This window comes from Lelliottia sp. RWM.1, from assembly GCF_016859735.1.
Lineage (GTDB): Bacteria > Pseudomonadota > Gammaproteobacteria > Enterobacterales > Enterobacteriaceae > Enterobacter.
Map to the genome: position 1 here is coordinate 35,824 of NZ_WLVC01000018.1, position 13,970 is coordinate 49,793.

The window sequence follows — 13,970 nt, forward strand, 5'->3', positions numbered from 1 at the left end:
AACTGTTTCACTTATTCAAAGAGCGGCCCCGCGAAGGTCGCTTTTTTATTTCCGTCTACTGGCTTTTTTCATTGCCGCCTGGAAAATTTCATCATTTATCTGCTGCTGCGATTCTGTGCGCTCAAGAACCTTGCGGGCTGTATTTCCCTGAGCAAATACACGTTCAACAACATGCCTTTCCGGAGCTTCGGGTTTTGCAACCTTAGGCAACAGATCGTTAACCTCAATTGCTGTCATACGACGCTGCGCACGAGCTGCACGTTTCGTATGGGTAATCATTTGCTTACGCTGACGGCTATGTTCACGGCCGGTTTCAGTATCACCAAAGGCCACGGCTGAGCGACATTCAGCAAGGCAAATGAAACGTCCGTCCAGGTCGTAACAGGCCACTTCGCTGTGCAGGTTTTTAGGATCAAACCGCACAGTAATTTTGCGAGGTCGAATATTCGCAAGTTGTGGGTTGTAGTAGCTGTTCTTGCGTCCGAAAAGCGAGCCGCCACACTGAAGGAAAAACTCTCCATTCTGACGAACGGTCACCGCCTCTGCAGGTAGCATGAATTGACGAATTTGGTCATCCGTCAGACGTGTAATCATCGAGCTGGAATAGCTACGCTCAAACGCCTGATCAAAGGACAACTCACCACCACACATTTCAGTGTTGCGGCCGATTTTTGCGTTATACATGTGAATGCCTTCGGCCACTGCAGCTAGGAATGTCTCAACGTCCACGACGCGTGAGCCGTAATTATCAGGTTTGTTCTGCGTGTTTGGTCCGGTATATGCGCCAGCCAGAGACGGGTGTTTGTCGATGTAATCACCGAGACCACCTATACCGAAGGCTCGTTCAATCGGTTTTGCCTGGCCCCAGCCTTTACCACCAATAACAGACGTCCAGTGGATCTGAATTCCCAGTAAAGGAAGGATACCCATCGGGTCATCTTTTTTTACCTTGAAGCGGTAACGGGTTGGTACGCCACCAGACAACCATTTATTCGCCGCTGCGCGGGTGTTATCGATGGTCACATGTGACGGTTTACCAAATTCCTTGATCGCATCCATCAGAGACAAGCGAATTGAGTCACTGTTTTCTGATACATCGCAGCGCCAGCCGATGATTTTGCGGCTGTGGACGTCCTGCCAGACCCATGTTTTTGGGCGTAATACTTCCCCGTTATGCCAGCTGACAAACACGTTGTGCTGATAGCCGTCACCATTGATCCATTCCATCGCGTGAAGGTTTGCAACTGTGCGTTGTTGGCTCGGGAACATCCGCGCCAGTGCGTTATCGCCTTTGCGCGTGGCCACAACGACACGCTGATCAACATCGCGGTCAAGGCGGCGACGCAGGGTTCGCTCACTCGGTATAACCCAGCCATGTTCGCGAGCTGCGATTTGCAGTAGTTCATATGACTTACTGAAGCAAGGTTCTTCCGGTCTGAGGTAATCCCCTAGGAAAAACTGCCAGGCATCATCACTCATTGGTGCTTCACGGTTAGTTTTACGCTTTTCACGTAAGCGACGATCCAGCAGAACGGGCGCCCAAAGGTCACGGCTACGATTTTGCACACGATAGTAAAGGTTACGTAATGAGCCTTCACTCATCTGCAGCTTGTGTGCAGCGGTAGTCATTGCGAGTCGTAACGTCAGTCCGGAGTCCAGCAACTCGGCAACAAGGGCAACCGATTTAGCTCGGTGTTCAGCGCGAAGGCGCTGCTCATTGCTGGCCTTTTCCCAGTGCTGCCAGAGTTGTTGACGCTCGATCTCCTCGACAGAGTTCGCAGACTGCTTGCGTTTTTCTGGGAGAACAATCAGACCAGCACCAGTCTCAATAAAACCTCGGGTGGATAGGAATTCTGCACGCACCTGTGGAGGAAGGGCTGAGATATGGTATTCAAATGCTTTTGTTCCTTCACGCTTACGTCTTAATTCACTACGTCCCGCAACCAACTTTTCTAATGTATCGCGTGTCCTTCTTGGTGTAGTTGGAAGCCCAGCAACCCCAGCCAACTCATTAGCACAAATCCACTCCATTATTTGCACTCCTGAATAGGGTAACGGCTTGGCCAAATCATTTGTGGAGTGGTATCTAATGCGGCAGCAATCAGTTGCTCACCACGAGGCCATCGCCGAGCGAATGTATTGCTCAGCGTGCGAGATCCTAAACCAGCTTCTCGTGATACCTGGGCTAGAGATGTCCCTTTCTTTTTCAGTGCAGCGATAACGTCCGCACGATGCCAATCACTTCCATCGAGGCAAGTTTTTTGAGATGCTACATAATTGATCATAGTAATAAGCTCCTGTGCTTAAACCTTGTAATAAGACGATAGAGACAAAAGGGACGAATGTCAACACATACACGTCCCTTTTGTCTTTTTGGTGTTTAAAGTTGAGAGCCTTGTCATTGCTGCATTTGCTAGGAAAAGACATTCAATAAGACAAAGGGACGTTGCGTCCCTTTCGTAAAGTAACAAAAGGACATGAAAGGACGATATGAACGACGAAAAGAACTGGGTAACCGCTAAAGAGGTGGCTGGGCTGCCTGATATGCCGACCACATCAAGGAGAGCAAGAGACATATTAGACAAGGCAACGGCAGACCGTCCTGACCTAAGACGCAAAAGAAAAGGGACGAAAGCGACGGAATACCACGTTTCTGTGCTTCCACAAGCCGCTATGCTTGCTTACCAAAAGCAAGATGCTGGTATCGCATATAGTGACACTGAACAAAATTTAGAATCCCGTTCGTCTTTGTCTGTCAGTCCTTCAACAAATCCAGATAGAGGCGATTGGTTTTTGGATGAATTTGCCCTAATTCCTGGATATCGGGTGCAGGTTTCTGCCGGATATGGCTCATTTAATGATGATGGAAGCGCGCCATGTAGGCATCTGGCATTTAGACGCAAGTGGTTGTCGTATAGAGGATTTAGTGAGAAGAGTCTGGTGGTTGTTTGGGCTAAAGGTGACTCAATGGAACCTACGATCAGCAATAATGACACTCTGCTTATAAATACCGCTGATACAAGACCTGCTGATGGGAATATGTATGTGATCAGGCAAGACGATTTGTTGTGGGTTAAACGTATTCAGATACAGCCGATCGGCTCATGGGTGCTTATCAGTGACAATTCGACATATCCACCAATGACCATTCTAAGAGAAGAACTACACAACTTTGAGGTACTTGGTCGAGTTGTACATATTGCAAAGGATGTTTAAGGATTTAAATGCTGTTTTAACCTTTAAACATCCATTGCCTGAATTCATTTTTTATCTGTCATATTTCGGTTTTCTAGGTAAGGCGATCTAAAAATACCGATGGTTGAATAAAGAAAGATCTTCAACTTCGCAGATTGCCTAACGCCTCTCCCAGCCTAGACTCGTCCCACTTATTCCCGTCTATCTTCGGTTGATCCCGTATTACCCTAATGTTCATAACTTACTTGTCACGATACACTGGGTTACCGGGAAGCCAGGCAGAGTATGCTGGACAGTCGATGGACGTTACGCAGTCGCCTGCCGGAACTGGTGAGGCAGGAGCTGTGGGGGGGCTGCTGGCGTATAAGCTGGTGCGATATCAGATGGTGCAGATGGTGTTCCATCTGAAGGGAGATGATTTGCCTAACCAGCTTAGCTTCAGTGGAGCGATAAGCGAAATAATCCGGCTAGCGAAATGGCTGATATTACCGGGGAGAAGGGAGCGAAGTTACCCGCGGGAACTCAGGGTAAAGACCAGAAAATATCCGGATAAAAAGGTTGCTGGTCACCTTAAGTGACCAGCATTAACCCACGGGTTGCCGTTTTCGTATTGTTCTTTCTCACTGAGGGAGACGCCGGAGTGAGGCATCACGCCACACTTATGCGCTCAACCCACGATTCTTCAGCATCGGTTCAATTTTCGGATCGTGTCCACGCCACTCGCGATAGAGCGCTTCCAGATCACTGCTGTTACCGCGGGACAAAATCGCTTCACGGAATTTCTGCCCGTTCTCGCGCGTTAACCCGCCCTGCTCGACAAACCACTGATAGCCATCGTCGGCCAGCATTTGTGTCCACAGATAAGCGTAATACCCCGCTGCATAACCACCACCGAAAATATGGGCGAAGTAGCTGCTGCGATAGCGCGGCGGTACAGCAGGCAAATCCAGCCCCTCTTTTTTGAGGGCTGAGGCCTCAAAAGCCACAATGTCACCCACAGTATCCTGGGCGTTGATGCCATGCCAGTTCATATCCAGCAGTGCCGCACTTAACAGCTCTGTCATGTCATAGCCTTTGTTGAACTGAATCGCATTGAGCATTTTGTCGCGCAATGCATCAGGCATAGGTTCGCCGGTTTTATAATGACGCGCATAGTGTGCAAATACCTGCGGATGGCTTGCCCAGTGTTCATTAATCTGCGACGGGAACTCGACAAAATCCCGTGGCGTGTTTGTGCCTGAGAGCGTCGTAAAACGCTGGCTGGCAAACAGACCGTGCAGCGTATGGCCGAATTCATGGAACAGTGTCACCACGTCATCCCAGGAGATGAGTGCAGTTTGTCCATTCGCTGGCTTTTGATAGTTGCAGACGTTGTAAATGACCGGGCGGGCGGCAAACTCCACGGATTGCTCAACGAAGTTCCCCATCCATGCTCCGCCGCCTTTGGAGTCACGGGCAAAGAAATCACCGTAGAACAGCGCCATACCTTCGCCGTTGTGGTCAAAAATCTCCCACATGCGAACATCAGGGTGATAAGCAGGAATGTCAAAACGTTCGACAAAGCGAATGCCAAACAGCTGGTTTGCTGCCCAGAAGACGCCATCCTGCAAAACGGTATCAAGCGCAAAGTAAGGTTTAATTTGCGACTCATCCAGCGCATATTTCTCCTGTCGCACACGCTCGGCATAATGCGCCCAGTCCCATGCCTGTACGCTGAATCCTCCCTGCTCGTCATCAATGACACGCTGGATATCCGCCTGTTCTTGCTCTGCGCGTGCGCGTGCGGCTGGAACAATGCCGCGCATAAACGCCAGCGCAGCCTCAGGCGTTTTCGCCATTTGGTCAGCAATGCTCCAGCTGGCATAGTTTTCAAACCCAGTCAGTTTGGCCTGACGAGCACGTAACTCCGCGAGCCGACGCACAAGCTCACGGGTGTCATTCTCATCGCCTTTCTCGGTGCGCGACCAGCCAGCTTTAAACAGACGTTCGCGGGTCTGACGATCTTTCAACGCTAACAATGCGGGTTGTTGCGTGGTATTGAGCAGTGGGATAAGCCAGCTGTTTTTCAGCCCTTTCTCCACCGCGGCCTGCGCAGCGGTAGCTTTCTCATCTGCGGTTAATCCTTCAAGCTGATGACTATCCTCAATCACCAGTCCACCCGCCTTATCCGCAGCCAGCAGGCGCTGATTAAACTGGCTTGTCAGGGAGGCGGATTCAGTATTTAACGCTTTCAGTTCTGCTTTTTGTGCGTCATTAAGGCGAGCGCCGGCGAGGATAAAGTGCTGGTGTGTGACGTCAACCAGACGACGCGCTTCGCCATCCAGTGAAGCGCGATCCTGCCAGATAGCGTCAACACGCGAAAACAGTTTGTCATTCAACCAGATATCGTTCGCCAGCTCGGCAAGCTCGGTAGAAAATTCTTCATCCAGCGCCTGCAGGTAATCGTTGGTATGTGCCGACGTCATGGCGAAGAAGACGTGAGTCACACGAGACAACATCGCGCCGCTTTTTTCCAGTGCCAGCAGGGTGTTGTCGAAATCAGGTACGGCCGTCTGGGCGATGATCGCATTAATCTCAGCACGCTTCTGACGCATTGCCTCATCAAACGCAGGACGGTAGTGGCTATCGTGGATAATATCAAAACGAGGAGCCTGGTAAGGCAACAGGCTGACTTCAAAAAACGGATTACTGACCGACATCGTTGACTCCTGAGAACGGGTTTCTCCCCAGAGTAGGACAGGCCGTCGCGGCCTGCAATCCCGTCATACAAATGTTGCCTTAACGCCTCCCCGGAGAGCGTGCTATGGTAATACAACATAAAAAGCGTTGAGGAACAGTGAGATGATTATTTTAGTTACCGGGGCGACAGCGGGTTTTGGTGAAAGCATCACGCGTCGCTTCGTCGCCAACGGGCATAAAGTGATAGCCACCGGCCGCCGTCAGGAACGTCTGCAAGAGCTGAAAGATGAGCTGGGAGACAGCATCCTGACAGCTCAACTGGACGTGCGCAACCGCGCGGCCATTGAAGAGATGATAGCAAACCTGCCTGCTGAATGGCGTGCAATTGATGTGCTGGTCAACAATGCCGGTCTGGCTCTGGGCCTGGAGCCCGCGCATAAAGCCAGCGTTGAAGACTGGGAAAACATGATCGATACCAACAACAAAGGATTGGTCTATATGACCCGTGCCGTTCTGCCAGGCATGGTTGAACGTAATCGCGGCCACGTGATCAATATCGGTTCTACGGCGGGAAGCTGGCCTTACGCGGGCGGTAACGTCTATGGCGCGACCAAAGCCTTTGTTCGCCAGTTTAGCCTTAACCTGCGCACAGACCTGCACGGCACAGCGATCCGTGTTACGGATATCGAGCCAGGTCTGGTCGGCGGCACGGAGTTCTCCAACGTGCGTTTCAAAGGTGATGATTCCAAAGTGGGCAAAACCTATGAAAATGCCAACGCGCTGACCCCTGAAGATGTAACCGAAGCTGTATGGTGGGTCGCCACGCTTCCGAAACACGTCAATATTAACACCGTTGAAATGATGCCCGTCAGCCAGAGTTTTGCCGGGCTGAGCGTACATCGCGGCTAACGTTTTCCTTCCCCGGCCTGCGGGCCGGGTATGTGATGGCAGGCAAAAGAATGGTAGTATATTGAGGTTAACTCTCTGAGAAATCACAACCCATGGCCGCTGAATCGCAACTCAACCCTACCCAACCTGTTAATCAGCAGATCTATCGCATTTTGCGACGCGACATCGTGCATTGTCTGATCCCACCAGGAACACCACTTTCCGAAAAAGAGGTGTCAGTCCGTTTTGACGTCTCTCGTCAGCCCGTCCGTGAGGCTTTTATTAAACTTGCCGAAAATGGCCTGATTCAAATTCGCCCGCAGCGTGGCAGTTATGTGAATAAGATTTCGCTTTCGCAGGTACGTAACGGGTGCTTTGTCCGCCAGGCCATTGAGTGTGCCGTCGCGCGTCGCGCCGCCACATTGATCGACGATAATCAGTGCTATTTGCTGGAACAGAATCTTCATCAACAACGCATTGCAATTGATCGTAAGCAACTGAATGATTTTTTCCAGTTGGATGACGAATTTCATCAGAAACTGGCTCAGGTTGCAGACTGTCAACTGGCATGGGACACCATCGAAAATATTAAAGCCACCATCGACCGTGTGCGCTATATGAGTCTTGATCATGTCTCTCCGCCGGAAATGCTGCTCCGCCAACATCATGATATTTTTAACGCACTGGAAAAACGCGATCTTGATGGTGTTGAAAAAGCCATGACGTTGCACTTGCAGGAAATTAGTGAGTCTGTGCAGTTAATTCGACAGGAAAATAGTGACTGGTTTAGCGAGGAATAATTCTGGCCGCATCCCGTGATATTCATGGGACGCGGCGGGGATATTAGCGAACCACTAATACCGGGATAGTGGCATAACGTAATATGGATTCGGCATTTGAACCGAGCAGATGCGTTGTGATACTTGGGTTTTTTGAACCGATGATAATCATGTCATATTCACCCTCTTTGCTCATGGCGATAATTTCGTCGCGCACGTTACCGAACCGTACAGTACTGAGAATATTTTCTGGTTCGATATCAAATAAGCGTTTTAATTCCTTCATCTTTTTTTCTGATTCTGCGGTCATAAACTCCTCGAACTTTTTAATGTCCGATGAAAAACCGCGAAGCAAAGAACGGCTGCTGCTGGGCAAAATGTTCACCAGGGTGATCGTTGCGCCCTCCATCTTTGCCATATTAGCTGCATGACGAACCGCTTTATCGCTTAAATCCATTTCAAACACATCAACAGGCATCAAAATTTTCTTGTACATAAGCCTGGCTCCTTATTCCGATGAAAGAGTTGTTTTCTGCATTAAGAGTGACATCTGTTATATCAACGAAACCTAAACGATTACAGGACAAAACTATCAATAAAAGCAAATAATTGTCCGCTTTGTAAATACACGTCGTGAACGGTCAGTCCCCACCAGAATTGAGAAAAAAGTGTGAGTTTGATCAAAAACAAAAAAATGAAACGCCGACAGGCGTATTTATAGTACGCCGTGAACGGCAGACCTATAAATATCGCCGAGACGGATGAGTAACAGAGGAGAAAATACCATGATGACTTATGATCGTAACCGTAATGCAATTACCACTGGCAGCCGTGTCATGATTAATGGCACAGGCCATACCGGTATTATTAAAGCGATTCACAGCAAAGGCCTTGATGCCGCGCAGGTGCGTCGTAGCAAAACAGTGGAAGTAGAAGGATGCGAAGGCAAGTTTGAACCGGTGGAACTGATTCGCCTGGGTATGCACTAAAACGTGCGGATACATGCCGCCGCCATCGGCGGCATGTGGTAATTCACATCTCTGCAACGTATTGCGCGACGGTCGCTTTCGCCCCTTTTTGCAGTAACGTCTGATAAGCTTGCAACACTGCGTCGACAAAGACCGCTTCTTTTGGTAACTCTTTGCCAAAAATAGCCTCAATAGCCAGCAGCGCTTTCACTCGGTTTTCACCTTCCTCACTGCCCTTCACTGCCGCCTGGATCACGGCGAGTTGCGGATCGCTCACCTCAATAGCCTCGCCCTTCTCATCGACACCGCCGACATAGCGCATCCAGCCTGCCACGCCCAATGCCAGTAACGGGAAGCTACGCTGATGCACAAGATGCCAACGCACGGAATCCAGCATACGCTGCGGTAATTTCTGGCTGCCATCCATCGCAATTTGCCAGGTACGGTGACGCAATGCCGGGTTGCTGTAGCGTGCAATCAGCAGGTCGGCATAGTGGCCTAAATCAACCCCTTTCACTTTCAACGTCGGCGCTTGCTCTTTCAACATCAGTGCATGTGCGGCCTGGCGATAATGTTCATCTTCCATGCAATCGTTAATGTGCTGATAACCTGCCAGATACCCCAGATACGCCAGGAAAGAGTGGCTTCCATTCAGCATGCGCAACTTCATCTCTTCAAAAGGAATGACGTCTGATACCAGTTCTGCTCCTGCTTTTTCCCACTGTGGACGGCCGGCAACAAAGTTATCCTCAATCACCCACTGACGGAACGGCTCACAGGCGACTCCCGCCGGGTCACGCACACCCGTCAACTGTTCGATTTTATCGAGCGTCTCAGCGGTAACCGCCGGAACGATGCGATCCACCATGGTCGACGGGAATGTCACATTGGCTTCAATCCAGTCAGCCAGTTCACCGTCCACTGCACGAGCATACGAACAGGTTACGTTACGCATCACATGACCATTTTCTGGCATGTTATCGCAGGACATCACGCTGAATGCAGGCAAACCCGCCGCTCTACGGCGTGCCAGGGCTTCAACAACCACACCCGGAGCAGACTTCGGCTGATGTGGGTTTTGCAGGTCAGCAACAATAAACGGGTGATCGAGCATCAATTGCCCGCTCGCCGGAGAATGGCAGTAACCTTTCTCTGTAATGGTCAGAGAGACAATCGCGACTTGCGGTTCACACAGGGCTGCCAGCACCGTTTCCAGGCCATCCACCTGAGCATGCAGTGCCGTTTTCACCACGCCGACGACACGTGAAGTCCAGGCATCGGCAGACATTTCTGCAACGGTGTAAAGATTATCCTGAGCCTTGAGATCGGCAATTTGCTGCTCGCCGCCAATCAGGTTAACTTCGCAGTAACCCCAGTCGCTACCGTGGTCGGCAGCAAGAATATCGGCATAGACCGCCTGATGCGCGCGGTGGAATGCTCCAAACCCTAAATGGACGATGCGGGCTTTAAGGTTCTCGCGATCGTACTGAGGAAGCGTGGCTTTCGCCTGTAATAACCGGTTTTCCATGATTGTGACTCGTTCAATAAAAGAAGCTGAGATTCGCTGCCGCTCTCTCTGGAGTCAGCAACGCCTGCTTACTACACCAACTAGAATGGCAGTTGGGGTAAAAAAATAACTGCCATAATCCTCACTGATACTTTGGTTTCATATATTGATTTATATTAACTTTTAGTCATGTGGTGTGACATGCGCTAAAAGTTGTGTGACAGGTCACTCAAGATATGAACCAACAATCTTTAGCGACGTGACGAAAGCGCACCGTAGGCAACGGACTCTTTACGGGGCACTTCTGCCGCATCTTCCGCTATGCTCAAGTCGCGATCGCGGACTTCCGGCATCAAAATGGCGGATATCAGTCCAATCACGGAATAGGCAATCATCATCACAACGATTGGCCACCAGGAGCCTGTCATGTTGCAGAAGATCCCTGCCAGTACCGGACCAAAACCTACGGCGACCAGGCCACCGGCTTCTTTCGAAATTGCCATACGGGTAAAGCGATTACGCGAGCCAAACATCTCTGCCATCGTGATATTTTCCAGCGCAAACAACCCCAGAACCGCAAAATTATGGATAACGATAATGGACAGCATGATCACGCCAGGGCTGTAACTTTTATCGACAATGATCGACAACATTGGGTACGCCAGAATAATGGCGGATATGTTGAGAAGAATATACGGCAGACGGCGGCCTACCTTATCTGATAACCAGCCCAGGAGTGGGATCGAAATAAACCCAAGGATGGAGCTTATCATCAGAGCATCGGTCGGAATGCTTTTGTTAAACAGCAGTGTCTGTACCAGATAACCGGCCAGGAATGTCTGGATCAGACCAGAGTTCCCCGCCTGACCAAAACGCAGTCCCGTTGCCAGCCAGAAGGATTTGCTTTTGAACATCGCACCGACAGAGGTGTCCTGTACTGCTGCCGGTGCGGCAGTTTCAGCGTCGTTCACTTTCTCAAATACCGGGCTTTCTTTCAGGTTCATTCGCAGCCAGATTGCGAAGATCATGACCACTACGCTTGCCAGGAACGGTATACGCCAGCCCCAGGCAATCAGCTCTTCACGGTCGAGCGCAAAGAACATCACAGCCCAGATTGCTGTGGCGCTTAACGTACCGCAGTTTGTCCCCATCGCCACCAGCGATGAGATGATCCCGCGTTTACCTTTCGGCGCATACTCCGCCAGCATGGTTCCCGCGCCGGAGATTTCAGCCCCTGCGCCCAGCCCCTGAATAATACGCAGCGTGACCAGCAGCACTGGCGCAAAAATGCCAATCTGCGCATACGTTGGTAACACGCCAATCAGGGTGGTACAGATCCCCATCATGGTAATGGTGATGAACAGCACCTTTTTACGCCCAATACTGTCCCCCATTCTGCCGAAGATAAATGCCCCGACGATACGCGCGATGTAACCTGCGCCGTAAGTGCCCATTGCCAGAATAAGCGCCATCGCGGCGGATTGTTCCGGGAAAAAGATTTCGTGAAACACCAGGGCAGCGCCCAGTGAGTAAAGCTGGAAATCCATGAACTCCAGAGCGGCTCCCAGCCAGCCGGAAACGGCGGCTTTCACCAGATCTGAAGTCGTTCTTTGAGGTTGTGCTTGAGTCATAATGGCTATCTCTAAAAGGTAAGATGCGTACCACGCAGAGCCTGTCTTTGCAGGCCCTGTACCGCATTAATTGTTATTGGCCGAACGTGAGCAAGACCTTGCAGCACTGCCGCTGATCTTTTTCAAACAGTTCGATTGCGTCTGTAACGTGGTGATAGTCAAAGGTATGGGTAACCAGTTTTTCTGGGTCGATGAGTCCTTTTTCCAGCCAGTCAATCACGACCGGGAATTTGTTGGCATTCAGGCGTGATGAAAAAATCGACAGCTCTTTGCCCGTGATCCCCTGCTGAATAATCTGGCTCGGATCACTGGAGAAGCCCATCAATACAATGCGTGCTGCGGGAGATGCCAGCGTAATGGCTTCCTGTAAAATGGAAGGATGACAGGCCGCATCAATAATCAGCGTCGGTTTGATCCCTTTTTCATTCAACGCATCTTGTAGCGCATGTTCACCGTTATTGAACACCCAGTCCGCACCGCTACGCTGCGCCATCGCCAGTCGCTCATCAATCCGGTCAACCACGATGACCTGTTTCACGTTGTAGACACCTTTCAGCGCCTGCACCGTCACCAACCCCATCGGCCCTGCACCGTAGATCAGTGCAATATCGTTTTCCGCAGGATTCGCGTGCCCGGTCACGTTAGCCGCAATGGTGAACGGTTCAACCATGACCGCATGTTCATCGGGGATGGCGTCAGGAATGACCCACGCATTGTTGGCCGGAACCACTGCGTATTCGCTGAAACCGCCATCGCGATGAACCCCCAGCACAACAAGCGAGGTACAAACGTTGGGTTTGCCCACGGAACAGGGATAGCAATGCCCACAGCTGATCACCGGGTCAACCGAAACACGTTGCCCCAGGCGAGCCGCATCGACCCCTTCCCCTACAGCATCAATCACGCCAAAGAATTCGTGGCCGATCACACGCGGATATTTGGCAAAGGGATTGTGTCCGCGGAAGATATGGCTGTCTGACCCGCAGATCCCGGCAAGTTTAATTTTGACGCGAACTTCGCCTGTGGCGGGAACCGGTACAGGACGCTCTTCAATCACCAGCTCGTTCGGTTTTTGAATGACTACGCTTTTCATCGTTTGCTCCTCTTTACCAATTCCACAAAGTGCCATCTTCAAGGCGCGCGACCGGCAGATAGGCGGGATCGTAGGGATATTTCGCGGCCAGTTTTTCGTCGAATTCGATACCCAGACCAGGCTTATCGCCTGGATGCATATAGCCGTTATCGAAACTCCAGCTATGTGGGAAGACTTCCAGCATTTGTTCGGAGTAGCCCATATATTCCTGCACCCCGAAATTCGGAACCCATAGATCGAAGTGCAGCGCGGCAGCATGACAGATTGGCGACAGATCTGACGGGCCATGCGATCCTGTACGCACCTGATACAGTGAGGCGAAGTCCGCGATGCGACGCATTCCGGTGATCCCGCCCGCATGGGTAATGGTGGTACGGATATAGTCAATCAATTGCTCTTCAATCAGCTGTTTACAGTCCCAGATGCTGTTGAACACCTCGCCAACCGCAATCGGTGTAACGGTGTGCTGGCGGATCAGACGGAAACATTCCTGATTTTCAGCAGGCGTCGGATCTTCCATCCAGAACATACGGAACGCTTCAATGCTCTTACCGAAACGGGCGGCTTCTATTGGCGTCAGACGATGGTGCATGTCGTGCAGAAGATGTTCATTGAAGCCGAACTTGCTTCGCACTGCATCAAACAGCTTCGGCGTGAAATCGAGGTATTTCTCGGTGGACCACAACTGCTCTTCCGGCCAGTCACCTTTGGTTGCGGGTTCATACGCCAGCCCTTTCCCTTTAGACATGCCGTAGGTCGTTTTCATTCCCGGCACACCGCACTGAACACGAATCGCTTTGAAGCCCATCTCTTTGTGACGGGCGTAATCTTCAAGCACGTCATCGATGGTGTGTCCCGTGGTGTGGCAGTAGACCATTACACCTTCGCGTGATGCCCCACCAAGTAGCTGATAAAGCGGCATGCCGGCCGCTTTGGCTTTGATGTCCCACAGCGCCATATCCACGGCAGAGATAGCCGACATGGTGACCGGCCCGCGACGCCAGTACGCGCCTTTATAGAAAAACTGCCAGATGTCTTCGATGCGATGTGCATCGCGACCGATCAGCTGCGGACAAAGGTGATCTTTCAGGTAGGATGCGACAGAAAGCTCGCGCCCGTTCAGGGTGGCATCGCCAAGACCGACGATCCCCTCATCGGTGGTAATTTTAAGGGTGACAAAATTGCGCCCTGGGCAGGTAACAAATACTTCAGCCCCGACAATCTTCATAA

General features: G+C 50.9%; 12 protein-coding genes and 1 pseudogene. 5 read left to right on the forward strand and 8 right to left on the reverse strand.

The genetic code is table 11. From position 1 onward, the window contains the following. Positions 1-45: 45 nt before the first annotated feature. Together GF617_RS14360 and GF617_RS14365 are read right to left on the reverse strand one after the other, a co-directional pair. The gene (locus tag GF617_RS14360; RefSeq protein ID WP_203451952.1) at positions 46-2,031 is read right to left on the reverse strand and encodes a transposase domain-containing protein; all 1,986 of its coding nucleotides are present in this window, start codon (positions 2,029-2,031) and stop codon (positions 46-48) included. Beyond that, complete coding sequence (locus GF617_RS14365; RefSeq protein ID WP_203451954.1) at positions 2,031-2,285, reverse strand: helix-turn-helix transcriptional regulator; 255 nt, start codon at positions 2,283-2,285, stop codon at positions 2,031-2,033. Before GF617_RS14365 ends, GF617_RS14360 begins: the two co-directional genes overlap by 1 nt. Positions 2,286-2,490: 205 nt before the next feature. On the opposite strand from GF617_RS14365, the gene GF617_RS14370 reads away from it, so the two are divergent. Both GF617_RS14370 and GF617_RS27135 read left to right on the forward strand, forming a co-directional pair. Further along, the gene (locus GF617_RS14370) at positions 2,491-3,216 is read left to right on the forward strand and encodes a S24 family peptidase (RefSeq protein ID WP_203451955.1); all 726 of its coding nucleotides are present in this window, start codon (positions 2,491-2,493) and stop codon (positions 3,214-3,216) included. Between the two features lie 237 nt (positions 3,217-3,453). Then, positions 3,454-3,773 (forward strand): annotated as a pseudogene (locus GF617_RS27135) (IS4 family transposase); the annotation flags it as partial. Between the two features lie 81 nt (positions 3,774-3,854). Here the strand turns inward: GF617_RS27135 and dcp are convergent. Continuing rightward, positions 3,855-5,894: a peptidyl-dipeptidase Dcp gene (gene dcp, locus GF617_RS14375; RefSeq protein WP_203451957.1), complete on the reverse strand. Its 2,040-nt coding sequence runs from the start codon at positions 5,892-5,894 to the stop codon at positions 3,855-3,857. 142 nt (positions 5,895-6,036) lie between these two features. On the opposite strand from dcp, the gene ydfG reads away from it, so the two are divergent. Next, positions 6,037-6,783, forward strand: coding sequence for a bifunctional NADP-dependent 3-hydroxy acid dehydrogenase/3-hydroxypropionate dehydrogenase YdfG (gene ydfG / locus GF617_RS14380; RefSeq protein ID WP_181623411.1), 747 nt, complete (start codon positions 6,037-6,039; stop codon positions 6,781-6,783). Positions 6,784-6,875: 92 nt separating this feature from the next. Continuing rightward, entirely contained in the window at positions 6,876-7,562 is a 687-nt protein-coding gene (locus GF617_RS14385) for a GntR family transcriptional regulator (protein WP_181623410.1), read from the forward strand. A 43-nt stretch (positions 7,563-7,605) separates the two neighbouring features. Here the strand turns inward: GF617_RS14385 and GF617_RS14390 are convergent, their stop codons facing one another. After that, positions 7,606-8,037 (reverse strand): universal stress protein, encoded by a 432-nt coding sequence (locus GF617_RS14390; RefSeq protein WP_181623409.1) that lies wholly within the window; start codon positions 8,035-8,037, stop codon positions 7,606-7,608. Between the two features lie 289 nt (positions 8,038-8,326). Here GF617_RS14390 and ydfZ point away from each other — a divergent pair, with 289 nt between their 5' ends. Beyond that, positions 8,327-8,530: a putative selenium delivery protein YdfZ gene (gene ydfZ, locus GF617_RS14395; protein WP_203451959.1), complete on the forward strand. Its 204-nt coding sequence runs from the start codon at positions 8,327-8,329 to the stop codon at positions 8,528-8,530. Positions 8,531-8,573: 43 nt separating this feature from the next. On the opposite strand, the gene GF617_RS14400 is transcribed toward ydfZ, so the two are convergent. From GF617_RS14400 to rspA, 4 genes are all read right to left on the reverse strand, one after another. Next, a complete protein-coding gene (locus GF617_RS14400; protein ID WP_203451960.1) occupies positions 8,574-10,037 on the reverse strand; it encodes a mannitol dehydrogenase family protein in 1,464 nt (487 codons plus the stop codon). 230 nt (positions 10,038-10,267) lie between these two features. After that, on the reverse strand, positions 10,268-11,647 hold the full coding sequence (locus GF617_RS14405) for an MFS transporter (RefSeq protein WP_203451961.1): 1,380 nt from the start codon (positions 11,645-11,647) through the stop codon (positions 10,268-10,270). Positions 11,648-11,720: 73 nt separating this feature from the next. Continuing rightward, positions 11,721-12,740 carry a Zn-dependent oxidoreductase gene (locus tag GF617_RS14410; protein WP_181623405.1) on the reverse strand — a complete coding sequence of 340 codons (1,020 nt, stop codon included), beginning with the start codon at positions 12,738-12,740 and terminating at the stop codon, positions 11,721-11,723. Positions 12,741-12,753: 13 nt separating this feature from the next. Then, positions 12,754-13,968, reverse strand: a complete 1,215-nt coding sequence (gene rspA, locus GF617_RS14415) for a starvation-sensing protein RspA (protein ID WP_181623404.1) — start codon at positions 13,966-13,968, stop codon at positions 12,754-12,756. Positions 13,969-13,970 lie beyond the last annotated feature (2 nt).